22 protein-coding genes are annotated in these 25,100 nt (G+C 74.5%); 14 read left to right on the top strand and 8 right to left on the bottom strand.

The features are described 5' to 3' along the window. Positions 1-116: 116 nt before the first annotated feature. On the bottom strand, positions 117-1,442 hold the full coding sequence (locus EDD39_RS39455; RefSeq protein ID WP_123554714.1) for a chloride channel protein: 1,326 nt from the start codon (positions 1,440-1,442) through the stop codon (positions 117-119). Between the two features lie 144 nt (positions 1,443-1,586). Between EDD39_RS39455 and EDD39_RS09235 the strand changes: the two genes are divergently transcribed. Together EDD39_RS09235 and EDD39_RS09240 are read left to right on the top strand one after the other, a co-directional pair. Then, positions 1,587-1,811, top strand: coding sequence for a hypothetical protein (locus EDD39_RS09235; RefSeq protein WP_123554716.1), 225 nt, complete (start codon positions 1,587-1,589; stop codon positions 1,809-1,811). Positions 1,812-1,840: 29 nt separating this feature from the next. Further along, positions 1,841-2,374 carry a methylated-DNA--[protein]-cysteine S-methyltransferase gene (locus EDD39_RS09240; protein WP_123554718.1) on the top strand — a complete coding sequence of 178 codons (534 nt, stop codon included), beginning with the start codon at positions 1,841-1,843 and terminating at the stop codon, positions 2,372-2,374. Positions 2,375-2,407: 33 nt separating this feature from the next. Here the strand turns inward: EDD39_RS09240 and EDD39_RS09245 are convergent, their stop codons facing one another. Continuing rightward, positions 2,408-3,511, bottom strand: a complete 1,104-nt coding sequence (locus EDD39_RS09245) for an ATP-grasp domain-containing protein (RefSeq protein WP_123554721.1) — start codon at positions 3,509-3,511, stop codon at positions 2,408-2,410. A gap of 368 nt (positions 3,512-3,879) precedes the next feature. On the opposite strand from EDD39_RS09245, the gene EDD39_RS09250 reads away from it, so the two are divergent. Continuing rightward, positions 3,880-5,286, top strand: a complete 1,407-nt coding sequence (locus tag EDD39_RS09250) for a family 2B encapsulin nanocompartment shell protein (protein ID WP_123554723.1) — start codon at positions 3,880-3,882, stop codon at positions 5,284-5,286. A gap of 111 nt (positions 5,287-5,397) precedes the next feature. After that, positions 5,398-6,474, top strand: coding sequence for a family 2 encapsulin nanocompartment cargo protein polyprenyl transferase (locus EDD39_RS09255; protein ID WP_425269667.1), 1,077 nt, complete (start codon positions 5,398-5,400; stop codon positions 6,472-6,474). 150 nt (positions 6,475-6,624) lie between these two features. On the opposite strand, the gene EDD39_RS09260 is transcribed toward EDD39_RS09255, so the two are convergent. Beyond that, complete coding sequence (locus EDD39_RS09260) at positions 6,625-7,620, bottom strand: NAD-dependent epimerase/dehydratase family protein (RefSeq protein WP_123554725.1); 996 nt, start codon at positions 7,618-7,620, stop codon at positions 6,625-6,627. Between the two features lie 363 nt (positions 7,621-7,983). Here EDD39_RS09260 and EDD39_RS09265 point away from each other — a divergent pair, with 363 nt between their 5' ends. Genes EDD39_RS09265 through EDD39_RS40770 form a run of 3 tightly spaced genes read left to right on the top strand, consistent with a single transcriptional unit; the run spans position 7,984 to position 10,385 of the window. Continuing rightward, complete coding sequence (locus EDD39_RS09265; RefSeq protein ID WP_123554727.1) at positions 7,984-9,315, top strand: DUF1254 domain-containing protein; 1,332 nt, start codon at positions 7,984-7,986, stop codon at positions 9,313-9,315. Positions 9,316-9,333: 18 nt separating this feature from the next. After that, positions 9,334-10,002, top strand: coding sequence for a GAP family protein (locus EDD39_RS09270; protein ID WP_123554730.1), 669 nt, complete (start codon positions 9,334-9,336; stop codon positions 10,000-10,002). Then, positions 10,002-10,385 carry a SulP family inorganic anion transporter gene (locus EDD39_RS40770; protein ID WP_123554732.1) on the top strand — a complete coding sequence of 128 codons (384 nt, stop codon included), beginning with the start codon at positions 10,002-10,004 and terminating at the stop codon, positions 10,383-10,385. Before EDD39_RS09270 ends, EDD39_RS40770 begins: the two co-directional genes overlap by 1 nt. Before the next feature lie 7 nt (positions 10,386-10,392). Here the strand turns inward: EDD39_RS40770 and EDD39_RS09280 are convergent, their stop codons facing one another. Then, complete coding sequence (locus EDD39_RS09280; RefSeq protein WP_123554734.1) at positions 10,393-12,147, bottom strand: BACON domain-containing protein; 1,755 nt, start codon at positions 12,145-12,147, stop codon at positions 10,393-10,395. A 151-nt stretch (positions 12,148-12,298) separates the two neighbouring features. Here EDD39_RS09280 and radA point away from each other — a divergent pair, with 151 nt between their 5' ends. After that, the gene (radA, locus tag EDD39_RS09285) at positions 12,299-13,819 is read left to right on the top strand and encodes a DNA repair protein RadA (RefSeq protein ID WP_123554736.1); all 1,521 of its coding nucleotides are present in this window, start codon (positions 12,299-12,301) and stop codon (positions 13,817-13,819) included. 121 nt (positions 13,820-13,940) lie between these two features. Beyond that, complete coding sequence (gene disA, locus EDD39_RS09290) at positions 13,941-15,047, top strand: DNA integrity scanning diadenylate cyclase DisA (protein WP_051778408.1); 1,107 nt, start codon at positions 13,941-13,943, stop codon at positions 15,045-15,047. A 195-nt stretch (positions 15,048-15,242) separates the two neighbouring features. On the opposite strand, the gene EDD39_RS09295 is transcribed toward disA, so the two are convergent. Continuing rightward, complete coding sequence (locus EDD39_RS09295; RefSeq protein WP_162869982.1) at positions 15,243-15,851, bottom strand: winged helix-turn-helix domain-containing protein; 609 nt, start codon at positions 15,849-15,851, stop codon at positions 15,243-15,245. 121 nt (positions 15,852-15,972) lie between these two features. Between EDD39_RS09295 and EDD39_RS09300 the strand changes: the two genes are divergently transcribed. Both EDD39_RS09300 and EDD39_RS09305 read left to right on the top strand, forming a co-directional pair. After that, positions 15,973-17,238 (top strand): MFS transporter, encoded by a 1,266-nt coding sequence (locus tag EDD39_RS09300; RefSeq protein ID WP_244256662.1) that lies wholly within the window; start codon positions 15,973-15,975, stop codon positions 17,236-17,238. 64 nt (positions 17,239-17,302) lie between these two features. Then, positions 17,303-18,538, top strand: coding sequence for an IS701 family transposase (locus tag EDD39_RS09305; RefSeq protein WP_123554740.1), 1,236 nt, complete (start codon positions 17,303-17,305; stop codon positions 18,536-18,538). 132 nt (positions 18,539-18,670) lie between these two features. Here EDD39_RS09305 and EDD39_RS41975 read toward each other — a convergent pair whose 3' ends face one another. Further along, positions 18,671-19,516: a hypothetical protein gene (locus EDD39_RS41975; RefSeq protein WP_123554742.1), complete on the bottom strand. Its 846-nt coding sequence runs from the start codon at positions 19,514-19,516 to the stop codon at positions 18,671-18,673. 133 nt (positions 19,517-19,649) lie between these two features. Between EDD39_RS41975 and EDD39_RS09315 the strand changes: the two genes are divergently transcribed. Next, positions 19,650-20,420: a rhomboid family intramembrane serine protease gene (locus EDD39_RS09315; protein WP_123554745.1), complete on the top strand. Its 771-nt coding sequence runs from the start codon at positions 19,650-19,652 to the stop codon at positions 20,418-20,420. Positions 20,421-20,455: 35 nt separating this feature from the next. Then, positions 20,456-21,361 (top strand): HhH-GPD family protein, encoded by a 906-nt coding sequence (locus tag EDD39_RS09320; RefSeq protein ID WP_123554747.1) that lies wholly within the window; start codon positions 20,456-20,458, stop codon positions 21,359-21,361. 76 nt (positions 21,362-21,437) lie between these two features. Here EDD39_RS09320 and EDD39_RS09325 read toward each other — a convergent pair whose 3' ends face one another. Next, a complete protein-coding gene (locus EDD39_RS09325; RefSeq protein WP_123554749.1) occupies positions 21,438-23,030 on the bottom strand; it encodes an MDR family MFS transporter in 1,593 nt (530 codons plus the stop codon). Positions 23,031-23,240: 210 nt separating this feature from the next. On the opposite strand from EDD39_RS09325, the gene EDD39_RS41980 reads away from it, so the two are divergent. After that, a complete protein-coding gene (locus EDD39_RS41980; protein WP_030908316.1) occupies positions 23,241-23,837 on the top strand; it encodes a TetR/AcrR family transcriptional regulator in 597 nt (198 codons plus the stop codon). Positions 23,838-23,876: 39 nt separating this feature from the next. On the opposite strand, the gene EDD39_RS09335 is transcribed toward EDD39_RS41980, so the two are convergent. Beyond that, the gene (locus EDD39_RS09335; protein WP_123554751.1) at positions 23,877-24,911 is read right to left on the bottom strand and encodes a M23 family metallopeptidase; all 1,035 of its coding nucleotides are present in this window, start codon (positions 24,909-24,911) and stop codon (positions 23,877-23,879) included. Positions 24,912-25,100 lie beyond the last annotated feature (189 nt).

Here is a 25,100-nt window from a genome sequence, read left to right on the forward strand (position 1 = left end):
CGGTGCCGCGGATCCGGGGGAGCGCGGTCGGCCCGTGGCAGACGCCGCGGGCGGGGGGAACCCGCGCACCCCCGGATGCCGCCGACGGACCGGGACGGCCCCCACCCGCCGGACGGCTACTCCGACGCGTGGTCCGGCACGGCCACCCGGTGCACGAACGTCGCCGTCAGGAACGCCACCACCGCCGAGACGATCAGCAGCGGCATCGAGTCCGCCGCCTGGTCCCCCAGCAGCGCCGCCGCCAGCACCGTGCTGGTCACCGGCAGCCGGGTGACCGCCGCGCTGCTCGCCGCCAGCCCGACCGCCAGCCCCGCCTCGACGCCCAGGCCCGGCAGGCCGCCCGCCGCCACCCCGAGCGCCGAGCCCAGCAGCACGGCCGGAAAGATCGGCCCGCCGCGCAGCGACCCCAGCGCCACGCCCCAGCCCAGCCCCTTGAACAGCACCAGCGCCAGCAGCGCCCCGACCGACCAGCTGCGCGGGTCCGCCGCCAGCTGCCCCAGCGCGGCCTGCCCCGACAGCGCGGCCTCCTCGGGCGAGCGCCCCGTCACCAGCGCGTACCCGGCGATGCACGCGCCCACCAGCACCGCGCACAGCACGGTGCGGACCGCCGTCCGGTGCGCGGTGAACGCGGCGAAGCGGTGCCCCAGCGTCTGCCCCGCGACCAGCACCAGCGCGATCACCACCGCCAGCGGCACCCCCCACAGGAAGTCCCCGGCGTCCGGCAGCTGCGCCTTCGGCACGGACGGCAGGCTCAGCGCGCCGATCGACAGGCCGGTCCAGTGCCCGAAGCCGGTGAACACCAGCGCGCCCACCCCCGAGGCCAGCAGGCACGGCAGCAGCAGCATGGTCAGCTGCGCCCCGCCCAGGCCCGCGGCCTCGATCATCATCACCGCCGCGACCAGCGGACTCCCGAAGATGGTGGAGATCGCCGCCGTCGACCCGGCCGCCCCCAGCATCGGCCCGACCATCGGACTGGCCGCCCGCTTCGCCGCGCTCACCGTCATCAGCGCCAGCCCGCTGCCCAGCGCCATCAGCGGCGCCTCCGGGCCGAGCACCGCGCCCAGCGGCAGCACGGCCAGCGCCGCCAGCACCACCGAGGGCACCTCCACCGGCAGCGTCGGCGGCCCGCCCAGCCCCAGCACCGGCGTGTGGCCGCCCCGGCCCGGCATCCGGGTCACGATCGGCGCCAGCAGCAGCCCGGCCAGCGCCAGCGCGGGCAGCGGCCACCACCAGGGCGGCTGCCCGTAGCCCAGGGCCTCGGGCAGCGACCCCCACACCCAGTGCTGCAGTTCGTGCTCCAGGCCGACGAAGCCGAACGCGGCCAGCGAGACCGGCACCCCGACCAGCGCCGACACCAGCAGCAACCGCCCGTACCCGGGGCTGCGGAGCAGCTCGCGCGGGCTGGGCGGCGAGGACGTGTCGACGACCGGTGCTGCCGGCATCTGCGCTCCCTGTCTCCGACGGCGGACGCACGTCCCTTGACCGTCCGGCGCCCGCCCGCCCCCCGGCCAGCGGGGTGGACCGAACGGGCGAGGACCGCCCCCGCCGCCGTACGGTGGACGGAAGGACCGACCGAGGAGGACGCGATGCCCGGTTCCATGACCATCGGCCACACCGACACCCTCGTGATGCTCAGCCACGACGACGCCGAACACCTGGCGTCGGTACTCGCGGGCCTGTCCGCGCTCGCCGCCGGCGGACACCTCTCCACCGAACAGCTCGCCGCCCTCGGCGCGGGCGGCACCCCCGACCGGGCGGCCCTCGCCACCTGGTCCCGCACCCTGGCCGGCTACCTCCGCGACCACCTCTAGGGCGCGGGCCCGCCCCCTACAGTGGGGGGATGGAGCTCTCCTGGGTGACCGTCCCGACCCCGCTGCCGAGCGGGCCGATGCGGTTCGGGGTGACGGACCGGGGGGTGGCCGCCGCCGGCTACGTCTGCGACGGCCCGGTCCCGGAGTGCACCGACGCGCGCAAGGCCGACCTGGTGCGGGCCCGGGTCGGCGAGTACTTCGCCGGTGGGCGCCGGGAGTTGGAGCTGCCGATCGACTGGCGGCTGGCCTCCGGTCCCCACCTGGCGGTGCTGCGCCGCCTGTGGGCGGACGTCGGCTGGGGGCGGACCATCACCTACGGCGAACTCGCCGCCCGCAGCGGGGTGTTCACCGAACCGTCCGAGCCGGGGGCGCCGGCCCGGACGGTCGGGCAGATGATGGGGGCGAACCCGCTGCCCCTGCTGGTGCCCTGCCACCGGGTGGTGGCCGCGGACGGCCTGGGCGGCTTCGGCGGGGCCTGGCACGGCGTGGAGACCAAGCGCTGGCTGCTCACCCTGGAAGGGGTGCTCCCGCCGACCCTGGACTGGTCCGGGCCGGAGCTCTAGGCCCGCGACGGCCGAAGGCCGCCCGACGCGTCCCTAGGCCCGCACCGGCACCAGCCCCGCCGCGACGTCGACGCCCCCGCCGATCCGCTCCAGCGCGGGCGCCGCCGCCTGCCGGGGCAGCACCGCCTGGACGGTGGAGACCAGGGTGTACTCGCCGAGCGTCAGTTCCGCCGCGGCCGGGAGCGCGGGCCGGTGGCCGAGGGCGAGTTCGAGGGCCGCGGCGGGCAGGTTGAGCCCGCACAGCCGGAGTTGGTGCAGGCCGCCGGACGGGCGGGTGTTGATGTCGAGGACCACCGCGCGGCCGGTGCCCCGCTCGTGCCGGAACTGCACGTTCGACAGGTGGCCGACGCCGAACTCCTCGACCAGGCGGCGGGCCGGCTCCAGGTAGGCCGGGTCGAGGGTGAAGCCGCGGCGGCGGCCCTGCTTGGTGCGGCCGACCGCGGCCAGCACCCGGCCGTCCGGTTCGGCCAGGCAGTCGACGGACACCTCGGGGCCGTCCAGGTAGGGCATCACCAGCAGTTCGGCGGGGGCCGCGGACTGCTCCAACGCGCCCAGCACCTGGTCGAGTTGGACCCGGGTGTCGACGTACCCGGCGAGCCGGCGGAGGCTGAACGGCTCGCGGGTCAGGACGCGGAAGCCCTCGCCGCCCGCGCCGGTGGCCGGCTTCAGGCAGGCGGTCATCCCGGTGGCCTCGATCTCCTCGACGGCGGCGAGCAGTTCGGCGGCGGTGTCGGCCTGCCGCCACAGCGGGGTGGGCAGCCCGGCCGTGTCCAGCGCCCGGTAGCCGTCGGCCTTGCTGGCGAACAGCGAGACCGCCGCGGCGGGCGGACAGACCAGGGCGGTGCCCAGCGCCTCGAAGTCGCGCCGGCGCAGCGAGATCGCCAGCTGGTGCAGCCGCGGCAGGAACACGTCCACGTCGTGCCGGGCGCAGAACTCCAGCGCGAACTCCACGTACCCCTCGGCGCTCAGCCCGTCGGGTTCCAGGGCGCCCAGGTCGGCGGCGGCGAGCACGGGGGAGTCGGGGTCGACGTGGGTGGCCAGGACGTGCACCGGGCGCGGCGCGGCCCGCAGCAGGTCGATGAAGAAGACGTTCTCGGCGTAGGTGCGGTTCAGCCAGACGCGGACGGGCGCGGTCACGAGGATCTCCCTGGAGAAGGGCGTGCCGATGGGAGGTCACCGACCGGTTCGCCTGCTCCGTGGCGGCGGTCACCACGCGGTGAGGGGGCCACCTTAGCGCTGTTCCGGGCGGATTCGAACACGGGGTTGGTGAGCAGCGCGGACGCCTGGAACGGGGGTGTTACGGGGGTGTTCCGGGGGCTCTCGGAGGGGTGTCCGGCGGCACGCGGAGGGGCGCCCGGATCGAACGATGATCGACCCAGTGCACTGGTCGCACTATTGCGTCCGCGCACCTGAATCACCCCCACGAGTGATTGCCGCCTCACCTGAACGGGCGTCAGCATGGGTGCCGCAACGTGCCGCCGAAACGATCTAGGGGCCCCTCGGAAATGACGACCGAAACCACCGCCGAAATCTCCCGGACGGGGCAGCAGAGCAGCCTCTCGGTGGCGGCCGCCAAGAACCTCGCGTCGACCACCAAGTCGGCCCCGCAGATGCAGGAGATCAGCAACCGCTGGCTGCTCCGCGCGCTGCCCTGGGTCGAGGTCTCCGGCGGCACCTACCGGGTCAACCGGCGGCTGTCGTACGCGGTCGGCCGCGGCCGGGTGGGCTTCGCGCAGACCGGCCGCGAGGTCACGGTCGTCCCGCCGACGCTGCGCGAGGTCCCGGTGCTGCGCGGCTTCGAGGACGACGCGCTGCTCGTCGAGCTGGCCGGCCGCTTCGTCCAGCGCGACTTCGCCGCGGGCGAGGTGCTGATCGAGCAGGGCGGCGAGATCGACGAGGTCTTCCTGATCGCGCACGGCAAGGTCGACAAGATCGGCACCGGCAAGTACGGCGACCCGACCGTGCTGGGCACCTTCGCGGACGGCGACCACATCGGCGACGAGGCGCTCACCGTCGCCGACCGCCGCTGGCCCTACAGCGTCAAGGCCGCCACCGCGGGCACCGTGATGGTGCTGGCCTGGCCCGCCTTCCAGGAGCTGGCCGACCGCTCCGAGGCGCTGCGCGACCAGATCCTCGCCTTCATCGCCGACTCGCAGCTCCCGCAGACCCACAAGGGCGAGGCCGCGATCGGCATGTCGGCCGGCCACGAGGGCGAGTACGACCTGCCGACCGCCTTCGTCGACTACGAACTCGCGCCGCGCGAGTACGAGTTGAGCGTCGCCCAGACGGTGCTGCGGGTGCACAGCCGGGTCGCCGACCTCTACAACAAGCCGATGGACCAGACCGAGCACCAGCTCCGGCTCACCGTCGAGGCGCTGCGCGAGCGGCAGGAGCACGAGCTGGTCAACAACCCGGAGTTCGGCCTGCTGGCGAACGCCGAGTACGGCCAGCGGATCCAGACCCACTCCGGCCCGCCCACCCCGGACGACATGGACGAGCTGCTCTGCCGCCGCCGCAGCACCAGGTTCTACCTGGCCCACCCGAAGGCGATCGCCGCCTTCGGCCGGGAGTGCAACAGCCGCGGGCTGTACCCGGAGTCGATCCGGTTCGAGGGCAGGACGGTGCCGACCTGGCGCGGCGTCCCGATCCTCACCTGCAACAAGATCCCGGTGGTCAACGGCACCACCTCGATCCTGGCGATGCGCGTCGGCGAGGACAACCAGGGCGTGATCGGCCTGCGCCCCGGCGCGCTGCCGGACCAGGTCGAGCCGGGCCTGAACGTCCGCTTCATGGGCATCGACGAGAAGGCGGTCATCTCCTACCTGGTCAGCGCCTACTACTCGGCCGCGATCCTCGTTCCCGACGCGATCGGCGTCCTGGAGAACGTGAACGTCGACCACCGGCAGCACTGACCACCGGGCGGGCCCACCGTCCTGGGCCCGCCCGTCCCACCGCCTGACGCGCCGTCAGCGCGCATTCCTGCCGCCCCGCCGCCCGGGGCCGGCCGAGGGGGAGGACTCACCATGGCCATCACCGTGCCCGAACGCGAACAGCACGGCACCGCCGCCGCCGAGGGCGGCCGCGACACCGCCGAGGCGATGGCCCTGCTCGGCCGGGCCCGCACCGTCGTCGACCCCGCGCTGCGCGCCGCCGTCGACACCCTCCCGGACTCCATGCGGCTGGTCTCCGGCTACCACCTGGGCTGGCTGGAGGCCGACGGCGGCCCCAGCACGGTCGGCGCCGGCAAGGCGATCCGCCCGGCACTGGTGCTGGCCGCGACCACCGCCGTCGGCGGCCGCCCGCAGGACGCGGTGCGGGCCGCGGCCGCCGTCGAGCTGGTGCACAACTTCACCCTGCTGCACGACGACGTCCTCGACCGCGACCACACCCGCCGCCACCGCCCCACCGCCTGGCGGGTGTTCGGCACCACCGGCGCGATCCTGGCCGGCGACGCCATGCACTCCCTGGCCCTGCGGGTGCTCGCCGAGGACCCGCACCCGGCCGCCGCCGCCTCGGTCCGCCGGCTCGCCGACTGCGTGGTCGAGCTGTGCGCCGGCCAGCAGGCCGACTGCTCCTTCGAGCAGCGCACCGACGTCACGCTCGCCGAGTGCCTCACCATGGCCGAGGGCAAGACCGGCGCCCTGCTCGGCTGCGCGTGCGCGCTCGGCGCGCTGTACGCGGGGGCGGATGCCGAGGCCGCCGACGCGATGGACGCCTTCGGCCGGGAGATCGGCCTGGCCTTCCAGCTGATCGACGACCTGATCGGCATCTGGGGCGACCCGGCGGTCACCGGCAAGCCGGTGGGCGCCGACCTCGCGGCCCGCAAGAAGTCCCTCCCCGTGGTGCACGCGCTCTCCTCCGGCACCCCCGCGGGCGCGGAGCTCGCCGCCCTCTACGCCACCGGCCGCCCGCTCAGCCCCGCCGAGCTGGCCGCCGCCGCCGACGCGGTCGACCGGGCCGGCGGCCGCAACTGGGCGCAGACCGAGAGCTGCGACCGGATGGCCGCCGCCATCGCCCACCTGGCCGCGGCCGTCCCCGACCCGTCCCGCGCCGACGACCTGCTGGCCCTCGCCGAGCTGGTCACCCGCCGGACGTACTGAGACCGGCCGGCGCATGGAGGGCGGCGCCGCGGGTCTCGCCCGGACGGCTTCTCTTCGGTTGCCACGGCTCCCTCGTCGGCACCGCCCGGACCCAGCCCTCGCCCAGCTCCTTCACCCACCCTCCGGATGCCGGCCGGTCCGAGGGCCCGTTCAGCCGATGATGCCCCGCTCCTTCTCCGGGTCGATCCCCAGCGGCGTGTCGAGCTGCCGGTAGGCGACCTCCGCGCGGCCGCCGGACTCCAGCCAGGCCCAGGTGTCGGTGACGGTCTCCAGCAGCGGGCGGAGGCGCAGGCCGGCCGCGAGGGCGGTGGCCGGGTCGGCCCGCCAGGTGCCGTGCCAGCCCTCGGCGTCGGGCGCCCAGAGCGGGAGTTCGGTCCAGGGGGAGACCTCGGCGGCGAGCAGGTCGGCGTCCGGGGTCCAGACGAACTCGGCGTCGGAGCCGGTCGCGGTGCGGCAGGCTTCGAGGAGCTCGCCGGTGGTCGCGGAGCCGATCGGCGCGGTGGTGACGTAGCGCCCCTCGGCCCTCCGTTCGGCGAGGTCGAGGCCGAACGCGGCGAAGTCGCGGGCGTCGATCAGGCTGAGCGGGCGGTCGGGGGCGCCGGGGGCGAGGACCCGGCCGCCGCGGGCGATCCGGTCGAGCCACCAGGGGAGCCGGCCGATCGGCTCGTGCGGGCCGATCAGCAGGCCGCAGTTGAGGATCGCGGCGGGCCCGTCGAAGTTGTCCCGCAGGGCGCGTTCGCAGCCGGCCTTGAGCGCGTTGGCGAACGGCTGGTCGGGCGGCAGGTCGCCGGGGCAGTCGAGGGTGGCCGAGCCGGCGTCGACGGGGCGGGCGGGCCAGTCGGCGAAGGCGTGGACGGAGGAGACGAAGCCGTAGTGCCCGGCCCGGTCGCCGAGCAGCCGGGCGGTGGCGGCGACGTCGTGGGGCTGCTGGCCGGAGGTGTCGACGATGGCGTCCCACCGGCGGCCGTCGACCAGCCGCCGCAGCGCGTCCGGGTCGGCGCGGTCGCCGTGGACGGCCTCGACGCCGGGCGGGTCGGTCCGGCTGAGGCCGCGGTTGAAGGTGGTGACGCGGTGGCCGCGGGCGAGGGCCTCGGTGGCGTAGGCGAGGCCGAGGAACTTGGAGCCGCCGAGCAGAAGGATGTCCATGCCTCCGAGGCTCTCCGAGCCGGGGCCGGTCCATGCGCCGCGTTCACCGGGAGCGGAGCCGTTTCGCCCCGAGCAGACGGGCCGCCCGGGCCCGCGCCGGCCGTCCCGCCCGCCTGACGGCCCGTCGGCTGTCCGCCGCCGGGCCGGAGTGCCGACCGCGGGGGGAGCACATACCATCCCCGTGTACCGGTATGTCTGGATATTCCCTTTTGTCGGGAAGGAGGGCGGGCGCGATGGGGAACCCGGCGAGCCCGGGTCCGGCGGCGCCCGGCCCGGGCACCGCGTACGTCAGCCTCGGCGGGGCGCCGCGCGCCCGCGTCCCGGCCCCCCCGATGAACCCACCGATCAGACAAGGACGTTCGCATGGCTGACGCCACGCCCGAGATGCTGGCCGCCGAGGCCTTCGTGTACGGCTCCCCGCTGGTGGCCAACCTGACCATGGTGGACACCATCGTCCGCCGGGGGCTGAGTTCGATCGGTCCGACCGCCTGGAACACCTTCGGCCACGCCGCCGAACTGGCCGACCCCGCCTCGCACTTCGTCTCGGTGAACAACGACACCGTGTACTCGGTGGCCCCGCTGGACCTCTCGGCCGGCCCGCTGCTGCTGCACGTCCCGGACACCGGCGGCGCCTACGACGTGCTGCAGTTCATCGACGCCTGGACGAACAACTTCGCCTACGCGGGCCGCCGTTCGTCCGGCACCGCCGAGCAGACCTGGCTGGTCGCCCCGCCCGGCTGGCGGGGCAGCGCCCCGGAGGGCGTACCGGTGATCACCGCGCCGACGGCGGTGGCGGCGATCGCGGTGCGCAACTACTGCGCGGGCCCGGACGACCTGGCGCGGGTCCGGGTGCTGCAGCAGCAGCTGACGCTGACCCCGTTCGAGGACGGCGGCACGGCCGCCGGACTGCCCGAGCCGGCCGCGGACGTCCCGGCGGAGCTGCTGTTCCTGGAGCAGCTGCGGCTGTGGATGGCGGCCTTCCCGCCCGCCGCCGCCGACGTCGCCTTCCAGCAGCGCTTCGCCCCGGTCGGGCTGCTCGACCAGGGCCGCTCGCCCTACCTGGACGGCCCGGCCGAGTGGACGGCGGCGCTCGCCAAGGGCCTGGCGGCGGGCCGGGAACGGGTGGAGGCGGCGACCGTCGGCGCCGGCGACCCGACCGGCGAGTGGGCCGCCAACCTGCACCTGTTCGACTACAACCTGGACCACCTCGGCCCCGGCACCCGCGACGAGCCGCAGTGGAAGATCGCCGACCGCCGCGCCGCCTACCTGACCCGCGCGGTCGCGGCCCGGGCCGGCCTGTGGGGCAACCACGCCTACGAGGCCGCGTACGCCACCACCTACAACGACTCGGACGGCGTCCCGCTGACCGGCGCGCACGCGTACACGCTGCGCTTCGAGCAGACCCCGCCGGTGGGCGCGTTCTGGTCGGTGACGATGTACGGCACCCCGGAGTACCTGCTGGTCCCCAACGAGATCGACCGGTACTCGATCGGCGACCGCACGCCAGGCCTGGTGTACGGCGAGGACGGCTCGCTGACCCTCCACCTCCAGCACGAACGCCCCACCGCGCCCGAGGAGTTCGCGAACTGGCTGCCCGCCCCCGAGGGCGGCTTCCGGCCGATGGTGCGGATGTACCAGCCGCAGGACGCGGTGCTCGACGGCAGCTACCGGCTGCCGGCGATCCGGCTGCGCTGACCGGGGAGGGGGACGGAGATGGGAGACGCGATCGGGCAGATGCTGGCCTCGGCGGTCGGCATCGCGATCAGCCCGTTGCCGCTGATCGCGGTGATCCTGATGCTGGCCACCCCGCACGGCCGGTCCAACGGCATCGCGTTCACGGCCGGCTGGGTGGTGGCGCTGGGCGCGGTCACCGCGGTGGTGGTGCCGGCCGGTTCGGGCATCGACACCGCCGCCGGGACGCCCGACTGGTCGTACTGGGTGAAGCTCGGGCTGGGCGTGCTGTTCCTGCTGCTGGCGGCCAAGCAGTGGCAGGGCCGGCCCCGGGCGGGGAAGGTCGCCGAACCGCCGGGCTGGATGCGGGCGGTCGACCGGTTCACCCCGGCGAAGTCGGCGGGCCTGGCGGCGGTGCTGGCCGCCGCCAACCCGAAGAACCTGGTGCTGGCGGTCGGCGGCGCGGTCTCCATCGCCACCAGCGGCGCGAGCGGCGGGGGGAAGGCGGTGGCCGGGGCGCTGCTGGTGCTGATCGGCTCGCTGTGCACGCTGCTGCCGCTGGGCGTCTACCTGCTCGGCGGGACGCGGGCGACCGAGGTGCTGGGCGGCTGGAAGGCGTGGATGTCCGCGCACAACTCGGCGATCATGATCGTGCTGCTGCTGGTCCTCGGCACCAAGTACGTCGGTGACGCCGTGTCGGGCCTGACCTGATGCGCCTGCCGTCACCGGGCCGCCCCGCGCTGCGCCCGCCGGGGCGGCCGAAGCCGGGCGACGTCACCTCCGGTCTGGTCACCGGCCTGTTCTCGATCCCGGAGGGCACGGCGTACGCGTCGATCGCCGGGTTCGACCCGGTCGCGGGCCTGTTCTCCGGCGTCGTCCCGGCGATCGTCGGCTCGCTGACCGCCCGCGGCGGACGGCTGATCGTCGCCGGGGCGCAGCCCTCCTTCGTCCGGCTCGCCGGGCGCACCGGGCTGGCCGGGGCACTCGGCCCGGACGGAGTCGTTCCCGCCGACCCCGTCCTGGACGCCGCACTGGAGGAGGCGGTGGCCCGCGGTGAGCGCTGGCTGACGGGCCGGCGCACCGCGGCGGACTGACGCCCCGTCAGGGCGAGGGCGACCCGGACGGCGCGGCGGACCCGGACGGCGACGGCGACGGGGACGCCGACGGGCCGGTGGAGGACGGGGGCGCGGACGGCGAGGGGGACGCCGGGGCGGAGGACGGCGGGGCGGAGGACGGGGAGGCGGACGCGGAGGCCGACGGGGCGGGGCCGGATGGGCTCGGCGAGCCGGACGGGTCGGCCGGGCTCGGCGAACCGGGGCCGCCGGAGGGGCTCGCGGACGGCGACGGGCCGCCGGGGGTGGGCAGGCCGCGCTGGTCGGTGCCGCCCTCCAGGGTGACCACCGCGGTGGAGGGCGGCAGCGCCAGGTGCGCCGTCCAGCGGGACTGCGGGGCGCGCGACTCGTCGACCGTGACGGTCACGGTGATCCGCTGGCCGGGGGCCAGGGTGCCGGCGTCCCGGCTCAGCCGCAGCCAGTCCACGTCCAGCACGGCGTGCCAGGACAGCGGGCCGTCACCGGAGTTGGTCAGGGTCAGCACCGTGCGGTTGCCGTACTCGCCGGCCTCCACGGCCAGCCGGGCGGCGGTGGCGGACGGCGGCGGGGAGGGTTCGGCGGTCAGCGCGGGGCTGGAGAGCGGGGCGGCTCCGGGCGAGGGCACCGCGACCGCCGGACCCTGAACCACCGGCAGGGACGTTTCTGCGGCAATCGCGCCCGCCAGCTCCAGCGACCCGACCGAGGCGGTCGGCGGCAGCGCCGCCGCGATCGCGGTGGGCTCCGGCACCGGCACCCGGTGCCCGGGCCCGGCGGCGGGGTCCACCCGGACCGAGGACACCGCGGTGCGGTCCTCCCCGCCGTCCCGGTGCGCGCTCCACAGCGCCACCACCGGCGCGGCCAGCACCGCCGCCAGCACGCCCGTGGTGACCACCCGCTGGCGCACCGCCGCGCCGCGCGCCGCCGGGGGCATCCGGTGCCGGGGGAAGCCGCGCTGGTCGAACCGGGGCTCCGCCGGGCCCTGCGCGGCCCGCCGGCCCGCCGCCGCGCCGGCCAGGAAGGCCGTCCCGCCGACCGGCGCGGACGCCGGGCGCAGCTGGCCGGGCGCGGCCAGCAGCGGCAGCCCCGGCAGCCCGGCCAGGCCGTGCCCGAGCTGCCCGGCGACCCGCTCGGCGGTGCCCCGGCAGGTCGGGCACTCCACCAGGTGCGTCACCAGCTCCCGGCGCAGCGCCGGGCCGAGCACCCAGCCCCGCCAGGACTCCGCGCCGACCCCGCCGAGCTGGGCCAGCTCCGGGCAGGAGCCGACGCCGAGCACCAGCAGCGCCGTCCTGGTCCGGCCGACCTCGGCGCCCGCCGCGTCCAGCAGCGCCGCCGCGGCCTCGGGGCTCAGGCCGAGCACCGCCGCGACCTCGGCGCCGTCCAGCCGGTGCCGCACCGCCAGCTCCAGCGCCTCGCGCTGCTCCGGGTCGGTGCCGGCCGCCTCCGGCCAGGCCAGCGAGGCGAGTTCGCGCCGCCGCTCGCGCCCGGGCGGCCCGCTCGGGACGGGGCCGCCCTCGTCGGCGGTCCCGTCGAGCCGGGCCAGGCAGCGGTGCCGGGCCAGCGCGTACAGCCAGGCGCGCAGCAGCGCCGGGTCGTCGATCCGGTCGCCGTGGCGCCGGGCCAGGTCGCGGACCTCCAGGACGGCCGCGCCGGCGGCTTCGTGCTCGCAGAGCACGGACAGGCAGTAGGTGAACAGCCCGTCGACGCACGCGCCGTAGGCCCGCAGGGCCGGGGACGGGTCGACGGGGTGGGGCTGGCCGGTGGTCACGGTTCGACGGTAGGCAGCCGAAACCCGCCGCCCGGGGGGTTTCGGCCGTTTGTCCTTCTTTCGGGTAACAGGACCGATTCCTTGTTCGTTTGGTTGACGCCGTCCGGGTGACGTCCGGGCGGTGTCGGTGCCAGGCGCTACCGTGGCCCGCATGGCTGCCCGTACCAAGACCACCGCGAAGCCGCGCCCCTCGTACCGCTGCACCGAGTGCGGCGCCCAACTGCTGAAGTGGGTCGGCCGCTGCTCCGAGTGCAACGCCTGGGGCACGGTGGAGGAGTACGGCGCGGTGCCGATCCGGACGACGGCGGCCGGGCCGGTCTCCGCGCCCGCCAAGCCGATCGGGCAGGTGGACGGGCAGGTCGCCACCGCCCGCTCCACCGGCGTCCCGGAGCTGGACCGGGTGCTCGGCGGCGGCCTGGTGCCGGGCGCCGTGGTGCTGCTGGCGGGCGAGCCCGGCGTCGGCAAGTCGACGCTGCTGCTGGACGTGGCGGCGAAGGCCGCCGGCGAACGGCACCGCACGCTGTACGTCACCGGCGAGGAGTCGGCCGGCCAGGTCCGGCTGCGCGCGGACCGGATCAACGCGCTCTCCGACCACCTCTACCTGGCCGCCGAGCAGGACCTGGGCGCGGTGCTCGGCCACATCGACGCGGTCAACCCCGGGCTGCTGATCCTCGACTCGGTGCAGACCATCGCCTCCGCCGAGCTGGACGGCGCCCCCGGCGGTCCGGCGCAGGTCCGCGAGGTGGCGGGCGCGCTGATCCGGGTGTCCAAGGAGCGCGGCATGGCCACCCTGCTGGTCGGCCACGTCACCAAGGACGGCCAGATCGCCGGCCCCCGCCTGCTGGAGCACCTGGTGGACGTGGTGCTCTCCTTCGAGGGCGACCGGCACGCCCGGCTGCGGCTGATCCGCGGCGTCAAGAACCGCTACGGGGCGACCGACGAGGTCGGCTGCTTCGAGCTGCACGACGAGGGCATCGTCGGCCTGGCCGACCCGTCCGGCCTGTTCCTGACCCGCCGCGACAAGCCCGTCCCGGGCACCTGCCTGACGGTGACGCTGGAGGGCAAGCGCCCGCTGGTGGCCGAGGTGCAGGCGCTGATGGTGGACTCGCAGATCCCCTCGCCGCGGCGCACCACCTCGGGCCTGGAGTCGCCGCGGATCGCCATGATCCTGGCGGTGGTCGAGCGGCACGGCGGCGTGAAGCTCGGCAAGCAGGACATCTACACCGCCACGGTCGGCGGCGTGAAGCTCACCGAGCCCTCGGCGGACCTGGCGATCGCCCTGGCGGTGGCCTCCTCCTCGACCGACACGCCGCTGCCCAGCAACCTGGTGGCGATCGGCGAGGTCGGCCTGGCGGGCGAGGTGCGGCGGGTGACGGGCGTGCAGCGCCGGCTCGCCGAGGCGCACCGGCTCGGCTTCACGCACGCCCTGGTCCCGCCGGACCCGGGCAAGGTCCCGGCGGGCATGAAGGTGGTGGAGGTCGCCGACATCGGCGAGGCGCTGCGGGCGATCCCGGGCCGCCGCCCCCGCTCGAAGCCCCGTCAGGAGGCCGTGACGCCCGCCCAGCAGGGCGCCCAGGCGCTCGCCCGGGCCCGCGCCCAGGCCCCCGTCGCGGCCCACCCGGAGGAGCTGATGGCGGGCTGGGAGCCGGTCGACTCGGACGAACTGGGCTGACCCACGCCCCGCCGCGGCCGTACGCAGTTAGACTTCACCTGCTCATCGGCATCATTCGCAGCAACAACAGACAGACCGTCGGCCGCCGCGGCACACGGTCCGGGTCGGCCCAAGGAGTCACGTGGCAGCCATCGACCGGGCGGACAAGTCCTCCCGCGAGGAGGCCCTGCTGCGGGCTTCCCTCAGTGCGATCGCACCGGGCACGGCGCTGCGGGACGGCCTGGAGCGGGTGCTCCGGGCCAACACCGGCGGCCTGATCGTCCTCGGCTTCGACAAGAGCGTGGACGCCCTGTGCACCGGCGGCTTCGTGCTGGACGTCGAGTTCACCGCCACCCGGCTGCGCGAGCTGTGCAAGCTGGACGGCGCGGTGATCCTCGACAAGGACCACGCCAAGATCCTGCGCGCGGGCGTCCACCTGATGCCGGACGCGAACATCCCCACCGACGAGACCGGCACCCGGCACCGCACCGCGGAGCGGGTCAACCGGCAGACCGGCTACCCGGTGGTCGCGGTCTCGCACTCGATGCGGCTGATCGCCATCTACGTCAACGGCGCGCGGCGGGTGCTGGAGGACTCCACCACCGTGCTGTCCCGGGCCAACCAGGCGCTGGCCACCCTGGAGCGCTACAAGCTCCGCCTGGACGAGGTGGCGGGCACCCTGTCCGCGCTGGAGATCGAGGACCTGGTCACCGTCCGGGACGTCTCGGCGGTGGTGCAGCGCCTGGAGATGGTCCGGCTGATCGCCGGCGAGATCGCCGGGTACGTGCTGGAGCTGGGCACCGACGGCCGGCTGCTGTCGCTGCAGCTGGACGAGCTGATCGCCGGCGTCGAGCCGGAGCGCGAACTCGTGGTGCGCGACTACTTCCCGGACCGCGCCGCCAAGAAGGGCCGCACCGTCACCGAGGTGCTCGCCGACCTCGAGGCGCTCACCCACGCCGAGCTGCTCGACCTGCAGACCGTCGCCAAGGCGCTCGGCTACACCGGCACCCCCGAGTCGCTGGACTCCGCGGTCTCCCCGCGCGGCTACCGGCTGCTGGCCAAGGTGCCGAGGCTGCCGAACACCGTCATCGAGCGCCTGGTCGACCACTTCGGCGGCCTGCAGAAGCTGCTCGCCGCGTCCATCGACGACCTGCAGACCGTGGAGGGCGTCGGCGAGACCCGGGCCCGCTCGGTGCGCGAGGGACTGTCCCGGCTCGCCGAGTCCTCCATCCTGGAGCGGTACGTCTAGGCCCTGCCCGACAGGACCGACCGGGACGGCGCCTAGTGCCTCGTCAGGCAACCTTCGCCCGTCGCGACGCCCGGCACGCCCTCTCGCCGCACCGGCCGAAAACCCAAGTACATCCAGTACGAGGGCTTCCGGCCGGCACGCCGAGAGCACGCACCGGACGCCGCTCCTTCACGGCAAAGGTTGCCTGACGCGGCACTAGTTCTCCGCCTTCGGCGGCCGCACCGCGTACAGCAGGGCGAACAGCGCGACCTCGACGGCGTCCGGGTCGGTGGAGTCGCCCTCCGCGAACACCTCGTCCAGTGCCTCGTCGAGCCGGGCGCGCAGCCGCCGCAGCCGTTCCGGGCTGAGCCGGAAGGTGGCGTGCGCGAACTTGCCGGGCTGCGGGTTGCCCTGCGCCGCCGGGGTCAGGTCGATCCGGCCCGCCAGGAACTGGCGCCGGAAGTCGGAGCGCACCAGGTCCATCGCCGCCAGGATCGCCCCCAGCGCGGGCGGCGGCTCGTCGCCCTCCGCGTACACCTGCGGCGACAGCCGCAGTGACTGCTGCGCCGAGCGGTAGCGGCTCTCCACGATCCCGGAGACCAGCCGGGTCTCGGCCACGTACACCAGCCCGGTCTGCTCCAGCTGCTTGACGTGCCGGTACAGCTTGGTCGGCACCTCGTCCAGCTCGGCGGCGACCTCCTTCACCGACACCGGTTCCGGGTCGCGCTTCATCAGCACCCCGAGGACGGCCAGCCGCAGCGGGTCGGCCAGGGCCTTCAACGTCGCGACGTCCGTGACCTCGCGTTCCTTCATCTGATCAGCCACGTTCACATTCAGCCACAGCGTCAACGCTTGTGCAATCATTCTCGACCGTGCAACCATTCATGCAGGCGTGAATGATTGCTGGATCATGAACATGGGCGGGAACATGAACGAGGGACGAGGGATGACCGCGACACTCGCACCGGAAGCCGCCGTGGTGCCGTTGCGCCGCAACCGCCGCTTCCAGACGCTCTGGGCCGGCTCCGCGTCCGCGATGCTCGGCACCTGCCTCGCCGACACCGCGTACCCGCTGCTGCTGCTCGCGATGACCGGCTCCCCGACGGTGGCCGGGGCGTTCGGCGCCGTCCAGTTCGGCGCCTCCGTGCTGTTCGGCCTGCACGGCGGCACGGTCGCCGACCGGCACGACCGGCGGCGGATCCTGATCCTCGCCGACACCGTCCGGCTGCTCACCGCGCTCAGCGTCGCGCTCGCCCTGGCCGCCGACCGGCTGACCGTCCCGCACGCGCTGCTCGCCGCCGCCGTGATCGGCGCGACCATGGCCTACGGCGGCCCCTCCCGGATGCTCGCGCTGCGCGCCGTCGTCCCGCCCGAGCAGCTCCGCCAGGCCCTCTCGCAGGACGAACTCCGGGTCAACGGGGCCGCGTTGGCCGGCCCGCCGCTGGCCGGGTTCCTGCTCGGCCTCGGCACCGCCGTGCCCTTCCTCGCCACCGTCCTCACCTCCGGCCTCGCCCTCGGCGCGAGCGTCGCCGTCCGGTTCGACTCCCGCCCCGGCGCGCAGGCGCCGATGGGCGGGCGGGAGAAGGGCGGGCGGGAGAAGGGCGGGCGGGAGAAGGGCGCCGCGTTCGCCGGGCTGCGCTACCTGTTCGCCCACCGGGTGCTGCGCGGCACCGTGCTGGTCGCCGCGGCGCTCAACCTCACCGGCTCGGCGATGCTGCTGGCCGTCATGGTCCTGCTGCGCGACCACGGCACCTCCCAGGCGGGCATCGGCCTGGCCCTCACCGGCGAGGCCGTCGGCGGCCTGCTCGGCGCCCTGCTGGTCTCCCGGCTGCACCGGCTGCTCGGCCCCGGCGCCCTGCTGCTGGCCGTCGCCTGGAGCGGCGCGGCCGCCTTCGCGGTCCCCGCGGTGGCGGCCGGCCCGGTGGTGGTGTTCGCGGCCCTCGCGCTCACCTCGCTCGGTGTGCCGGCCCTGCGCGTGATGCTCGACGTGCTGGTCTTCCAGCGCGTCCCCGAGGAGGTGCGCGGCCGCGCGATGGCCGGGACGATGACCCTGCTGATGGCCGGCCTGCCGCTCGGCACCATGACCGCGGGCCTCCTCCTCGACCGCCTCCCCGCGGCCACCGTCCTGGTCCTGCTCGCCGCGGCCCTGGCCGCCGCGCTGCTGCCGCTCACCCTCGGGCGCAGCCTGCGCGGCACCGGGTGGAACGCCTAGTAGTGCTTTGTTAGGTGGTGCGTGGGCTCTGGTCCCGGGTGTGTTTCGGGGGTTCTCTGGAGGTATGACTCCGGATGAACTGGGTTCGTTACGTGATGAGTTGGAGGCGTTCGCGGCGGAGGTGTTCGCTCCGCTGCGACGCTCGGACCAGCAGGACAAGGGCATCAGCTACCTCCGTGGCCTGCTGCTGGACGGCCGGCGCAAGTCGATGCAGCCGATGGCCGAGCGGCTCGGCATCGACCACCAGCGCCTGCAGCAGTTCATCTCCTCCTCGACGTGGCCGGTGGAGCAGATCAGGTCCAGGCTCGCCGACCGTGCGACACGCGTCCTGGGAGCGGATGCGTGGGTCGTGGACGACACCGGCTTCCCGAAGGACGGCGCCGGTTCGCCGGGCGTGGCCCGCCAGTACTCGGGCCCTTTGGGCAAGGTCGGCAACTGCCAGGTGGGGGTGAGCGTTCACGCGGTCACCGACAGCGCGTCCTGCCCGCTGAACTGGAGACTGTTCCTGCCCGAGTCCTGGGATCCGGCGAAGGCCGCAGACCCGGCCGGGGCGGCCTTCGCCGAGCGTCGCCGGGCCCGTTGCGGGATCCCGCCCGCCGAGGGCCACCGGCCGAAGTGGCAACTGGCCCTGGAGATGATCGACGAGCTCGCGACGTGGAAGCTCCTCCCTCCGGTCGTGGTCGCCGACGCCGGCTACGGCGACAACGCGTACTTCCGCGCGGCCCTCGACGAGCGCGGGCTGCGGTGGATCGTGCAGGTCAAAGGTCTGACGACCGCCCACCCCATCGACGCCGTCACCCACCGACCGCCCTACGGCGGACTCGGCCCACGGCCCAAGCCCCGCTATCGCACCCGTCCCGTTCCGTTGGCCGAGCACGTCCGGGCCGCAGGTCGGGAAGCGGCCCGGACGGTGACCTGGCGGCGTGGCTCCCGCGACCACCTGACCTCGACCTTCGTCGTGCTGCGCGTGCGTCTGGCCGGACGTCGTCCACGGATCGAGGAGGACGGCACCCTGCCGCCGTGCTGGCTTCTTGCCCAGTGGCCGCCGGAGGTGTCGGAGCCGTCCCACTACTGGGTCTCGAACCTGCCCGAGGACACCTCCGTCGAGGAACTCGTGCGGCTCGCCAAGATCCGCTGGCGGATCGAGCACGACTACCGCGAGCTCAAGACCGCCCTCGGCCTGGACCACTTCGAGGGCCGTTCCTGGATGGGCTGGCACCGGCACGTCACGCTCGTCACCGCCGCCCACCTCTTCGTGACCCTGACCCGGAGCCGCCCAAAAGTCCCTGCTCGGGCATGACCCTCTACCAGACCGTCAGAGCACTCCAACAGCTCCTGGCCACCTGGAACGGACCATGCCCGACATGCCACCGCCCCGCCGCCACACCAACCCCAGCCCCGACCTAACAAAGCACTACTAGGACCTCGGGGCTCAGCCCTCCAGGCGGATCGAGGCGCGGGCCGAGAGCGGGCCGCCGGCCGGGCCGGTGAGGTCGGCCTGGACGAGGTAGTTGCCGGGCTGGGCGGGCGCCGGGTCGGGGGTGGCGCACTGCGGCTTGGAGCGGGTGCGGTCCCAGGTGAAGGTCTCGGTGACGCCGCTGTTGCCGGCGATCTGGGCCCAGGCGTCGACGCGTTCGGTGACGCAGTCGGCGGAGGACCAGATCCGCTCGTTGGCGCTGGAGGTGACGGTCAGGAACGAGTACGCGTGGGAGAGGTTGATCCGGCAGCCCGCGCCGGAGGAGTTGCGGACGGTCAGCGCCAGCTTCGGCTTGTCCTTCGCCGCGTACGAGTTCTGCGCCGAGGCGAGTTCGAGGGTGAGCTGCGCGGTGGTGCAGACCGGCAGGGCCATCACCTCGGTGGTGTTGACGGCGGGCGAGGCCCCGCCGCCGGCCCGGGGGGCGCCGGTGCCGGAGCCCGTCCCGCCCGTGCCGCCGCCCGTGCCGCCGGAGGAACTGCCGCCTCCGGAGGTGCTGTTGCCGCCGGTGACGCTGATCTCGCCGCCCGCGCCGGAGCCCGTCCCGCCGGAGCCGCCGCCGGTGCCGCCGGGGCGGGTGGTGATGGCGGGGCCGGTCGGGGAGGCGCCGGGGGTGATGGACTGGGCGGGGGCGGGCAGCGGGCTGCCCTGGGAGGACTTCTTCCGCTGGTCGCCGCCACTGCCGCCGAACACCAGCCAGCCGACCAGGAGCAGGACGACGGCGAGGGCGGCGAGGACCACGACGCGGCGCCGCCAGTAGATCGAGGCGGGCAGTGGTCCGACGGGCTGGCGCAGAGAGGGCACGCGCAAACTCTACGAGACCGTGTGCACCTGTTGACGCATCAACACCGCACCGGGACCACTTCTTTCACATCATCCGCCATTTGGTCCGGAAGAGGGACTCGACACGTCGGCACGTCGCCCTATAGTCGCCCTCATGGCCTCCCCGCACGCCCCCGCACCCACCGGTACGCCCCTCGACCCGGCGCAGATGATCGCCGAAGCGCGCAAGGCGTTCTTCGTCATGTTCGGGTTCCTCTGCCTGGTGTGGGCGACGCAACTGGTCAACTGGCTGCTGGACGGGCGGATGGCGGTGATGCACGGCATCCGCCCGCACGACGCGGACACCCTCGGGTACCTGCTGACCGCCCCCTTCCTGCACCTGAACTGGCAGCACCTGGAAGGCAATTCGGGCCCGCTGTTCGTGTTCGGCTTCCTCGCCGCGTACCGCGGGGTGCGCAAGTTCCTCGGGCTGACGGTGCTGCTGGTGGTGACCAGCGGGATGGCGGTGTGGCTGTTCCAGTCGGGCGACACGGTGACCGTCGGCGCGAGCGGCGTGGTCTTCGGCTACCTCGGCTACGTGGTGCTGCGCGGCCTGTTCGACCGCAACCTCATCGACTCGCTGATCGGCCTGGTGATGGGCGCCTCCTTCGCCTACCTGCTGAGCACGGCCGTCCCGGGCACCCCCGGGGTGTCCTGGCTGGCCCACATCGGCGGCCTGGTCGGCGGCCTGCTGGGGGCGTGGATCTTCCGGGACCGCAGCCCGAAGCCGGCGGCCGCGCTGTCCGACGGGGGAGACACCCTGTCGCTGCCCGGCCCGGGCGGCGGGTCCGGCCGGAAGCCAGGGAAGAAGTCCGGCCAGATCGCGGCCGGCCCGGCCAGCCCGCGCGCGGACCTGCTGAAGGAGCTCGACGACCTGGGGCTTTAAGCCTGCGGCACCGGTCGTGGCAGGATCGAAAAACCATGGTTGCCACAGCTTCGACTCTCTCCCCGGGCGCCGTCCAGGCGCTGCACTCGACCGTCATCGGCTGGTACGAGACCCACGCCCGCGACCTGCCCTGGCGCACCCCGGACGCCTCGCCGTGGGCCGTGATGGTCAGCGAGTTCATGCTCCAGCAGACGCCGGTCAAGCGGGTGCTGCCCGCCTACGCGGCCTGGCTGGAGCGCTGGCCCACGCCCGCCGCGCTGGCCGCCGACGCGCCCGGCGAGGCGGTGCGGATGTGGGGCCGGCTCGGCTACCCGCGCCGCGCGCTGCGGCTGCACGGGGCGGCCGTCGCCATCACCGAGCGGCACGGCGGCGCGGTGCCGGAGGACCACGCGGCGCTGCTGGCCCTGCCCGGGGTGGGGGAGTACACGGCGGCGGCGGTCGCCTCGTTCGCGTTCCGGCAGCGGCACGCGGTGCTGGACACCAACGTGCGCCGGGTGTTCGCCCGGGCGGTGACCGGCGTCGAGTACCCGGCGAACGCCACCACGGCCGCCGAGCGCCGCACCGCCGTCGAGCTGCTGCCCGCGACCGACGAGCGGGCCGCGACCTGGGCGGTCGCGGTGATGGAGCTGGGCGCCCTGGTGTGCACCGCGCGCGGCCCGGAGTGCGGCACCTGCCCGCTGCGGGCGGACTGCGCCTGGCAGCGGGCCGGCCGCCCCCCGCACCAGGGCCCGGCCCGCCGCGGGCAGACGTACGAGGGCACCGACCGGCAGGTGCGCGGCAAGCTGCTGGCGGTGCTGCGGGACGCCCACGGGACGGTCGCCCAGGGGCAGTTGGACGTGGTGTGGCCGGACGCGGTGCAGCGCGCCCGGGCGCTGGACGGGCTGGTCGCCGACGGGCTGGTCGAGCCGGTCGGGCCGGGCACCTACCGGCTGCCGCAGTAACCCCGCGCGGAGCGCGCGAACGGCCCGGGACCGCGTGGTCCCGGGCCGTTCGGCGTCCCTCAGGCCGCGGCGGGCCTCAGAGCGCGCCCTCCAGGGCGGCCTCGGCCTTGGCCTCGGCGGCGTCCGCGCCACCGCGGAGCTTGACCTCGCGGAGGAACAGCGAGGCGGCGATGGCGACCACGCTGATCACCGTGCCCCACAGGAAGACGGTGTGCATGCCGTTGGCGATGCCGTGCTGGAGCACCGAGACCGCCTCGGGCGGCATGCTCTTCAGCGTCTCCGGGCTCATCGAGCCGGTGGACTCGCCGCCGGCCGGCATCCCGGCGGCCTTCAGGGTGTCGTTGAGGCGGTTGATGTACAGGGTGCCGAACAGCGCCACGCCGAAGGAGCCGCCGATGGTGCGGAACAGGGTGGCGGAGGACGAGGCGACGCCCATGTCCTTCATCTCCACGCTGTTCTGCGCGACCAGCATGGTGACCTGCATCAGGAAGCCCATGCCGGCGCCGAGCACCACCATGTAGCAGGAGGAGGTGAAGCTCTTGGTGTCCACGGCGAGGGTGGACAGCAGCAGCGAGCCGCCGGCCATCACGGTGGTGCCGATGATCGGGAAGATCCGGTACTTGCCGGTCTTGGTGATGGCCTGGCCGACCACCAGCGAGACCACCAGCATGCCGAACATCATCGGCATCAGCAGCAGGCCGGAGTTGGTCGCCGAGGCGCCCTGGACGATCTGCTGGTAGGTGGGCAGGAAGGTCACCGCGCCGAACATCGCGAAACCGACGATGAAGCCGATGATCGAGACCATGGTGAAGTTCCGGTTGCGGAACAGCTTGAGCGGGATGATCGGCTCGGCGACCCGCTGCTCGACGTAGCAGAAGCCGATCAGCGAGGCCAGGCCGAGCGTGCCCAGGCCGAGGATCTGCTTCGATCCCCAGGCGTACTCGTGGCCGCCCCAGGTGGTGACCAGCACGGCCGAGACGATGCCGACGGTGAGCAGCACCGCGCCGAAGTAGTCGATCTTCGCGTTGGAGCGGATCTTGGGCAGCTTCAGCACCACGACGATGAAGACCAGCGCGATCGCGCCCAGCGGCAGGTTGACGTAGAACGTCCAGCGCCAGTTCAGGTGGTCGGTGATGAAGCCGCCGATCAGCGGGCCGCCGACGGTGGCCAGCGCCATCACGGCGGCGAACATGCCCTGGTACTTGCCGCGGTCGCGGGGCAGCACCAGCGCGCCCATGATCGACATCACGCCGACCATCAGGCCGCCGGCGCCGAGGCCCTGGACGGCGCGGAAGGCGATCAGCTGGCCCATGCTCTGCGACAGGCCGGACAGCGCCGAGCCGAGCAGGAAGATCACGATCGAGACCAGGAACGAGCCCTTGCGGCCGTACAGGTCGCCGACCTTGCCCCAGATCGGGGTGGAGGCGGCGGTGGCCAGGGTGTAGGACGTCACCACCCAGGACATGTGCTCGGCGCCGTGCAGCTCGCCGACGATGGTGGGCATCGCGGTGCCGACGATCAGGTTGTCCAGCATGGCGAGCAGCATGGTGATGACCAGGCCGACCATCACCAGGCGGATCTCGCGGTGCGGGCGCTGCACGAACTCGTCGGGCTTCCCGAGTTCGACGGGCGGCTCCCCCGGAACCGCCTCGGACTGCTGGGTTGTCATGGTGCGTCTCTCCCGGGGCACAGGTGCCGCGGGGTACCGCGGCGGTACTTACTTGACGACCGGCTAGTTAATCGCCGTCCGGCACGGTAGGTTGTTCCCTAGCCGGTCGTCAAGCCAGTTTCGGAGCAGCCCCTCTGGGCAGGGAGAATGCCAACCGAACGGGACCTCGACGCCGGTCCCGCACCCGCTTCACGAGGCAGGCCGCCAGCGATGACCACCACCCAGAGCCCCCGCAGCGACACCAGAGCGCGGATCATCGACGTGGCCCTGGAGTTGTTCGCCGAGCACGGCTACGAGAAGACCTCGCTGCGGGAGATCGCCGACCGCCTGGGGGTCACCAAGGCCGCCCTGTACTACCACTTCAAGACCAAGGACGACATCGTCCGCGGCATCGTCGAGAAGATGGCCGCCCCGCTCGACGACGCCATCGCCTACGGCGAGGGCAAGCCCTGGTCGCCCGGGCTGCGCGACGAACTGCTGCGCCGGTTCGCGGCCGGGATGGGCGAGCGGGCCCCGCTGCTGCGGTTCTTCCACGAGAACCAGCCCGCGCTGCGGGAGTCCGCGGCCGGGCTGGCGTTCAAGGACCGGATGATCCGGATGATCAGCCTGCTGCACGGCCCGGAGCCGACCTTCCGCGACAAGCTGCGCGCCACCGTCGCGCTGACCTCCATGCACTCGGCGATGTTCCTGCTCAAGGCGGACCTGTGCGAGCCCGACCGGCCCGCCCCCTCGGTGGAGGAGGCGATGGAAGCGGCCCTGGAGGTCGCCCTGGAGGTCGCGGCACGCATCGAGCCGCCCGCGCGGTAGGCGCGGACGGCTCGGGCTGAGCGGCGGGGGAGCGGCGGATCAGAAGTTGGTCGCGCCGTGCTGCTTCAGGTAGCCGACCGGGTCGATCACCTTCGCGTACTGGTTGGCGGTGCGGATCTCGAAGTGCAGGTGCGGGCCGTGCGAGTTGCCGGTGTTCCCGGACTTGCCGACCTGGTCGCCCGCGGCCACGTGCTGCCCGGCCTTCACGCCGAGCTGCGACAGGTGCGCGTACTGGGCGAAGCGGCCGTCGGAGAGCTTCAGCACGATCTGGTTGCCGTAGGCGCCCGCGTAGCCGGCCGACACCACGGTGGCGTCGCCGACGGCCAGCACCGGGGTGCCGACCGAGACCGCGAAGTCGGTGCCGGTGTGGTAGCCGGCCGCGTACGCCGCGTTGGTCTTGTGGTACGGGTTGCTGATCGCCGCGCCCGGCGCGGGGGAGGACCAGGACGGCTTGGCGGCGGCGGCCTGCGCGGCAGCGGCCTGCTCCGCGGCGGCCTGGTCGGCGGCCGCCTTCTCGGCGGCGGCCTGCTGCTCGGCCGCCTGCTGCTGGGCGGCGGCCTGCGCGGCCTGCGCGGCGGCGGCCTGCTCCGCGGCGGCCTGGTCGGCCGCCTGCTGCTGGGCGGCGGCGGCAGCGGCCTGCTCCTGCTCGGTGTCCTGCCCGGCGGCCTGCAGCTCGGTGCGCTGCTCGCTGCGGGAGGCCTGCTCGTCCTGCGGCCGGGCCTGGGCGTCCGGCCCGGCGCCGCCGTCCAGCGAGGCGACGACCGCGGCCTTGGCCGCCTTGGCCTGCTCGCTCTGCGGCGCGGCCTGGACGGGCAGCCGGAAGTCCTGCGCCTGCACGGTGGCGGCGGTGGCAGCGGTGGCGGCGGTCTGGTCGGCCGGGTGCGCGCCCTGCGCGACAGCCTGCCCGGTGGGGATCAGCAGCGCGCCGGCGGCGACCACGGCGGCGCCGGAGGCGAGTGCCTTGGCGGGGGCCATCCGGGCCGTGGTGAGCGGGGCGGAGGAGAGCACCGAGCGGACGTGCTTGGTGCTGATCGCCTGGAGAAGCCGGCGGCCGGTGGCGGGGAGGGAACGCATCGGGGTCGGTACCTCACGGGACGGGGCCAGCGCGGGGCCGAGCCGGTGCGGCTCGCCGAACTGGTGGAACGACTCCGGTGTAAACGACCCGGATGCGAAGGCCCAAGCGTGTGACCTACGACGGCCGGTAGTGCGCAGGGCGGCCGGAATACCCCCGCGAGGCGTCGGCCCGAACGGCTTTTCGCGCCC

It is taken from the genome of Kitasatospora cineracea (assembly GCF_003751605.1).
Taxonomy (GTDB): Bacteria; Actinomycetota; Actinomycetes; order Streptomycetales; family Streptomycetaceae; genus Kitasatospora; species Kitasatospora cineracea.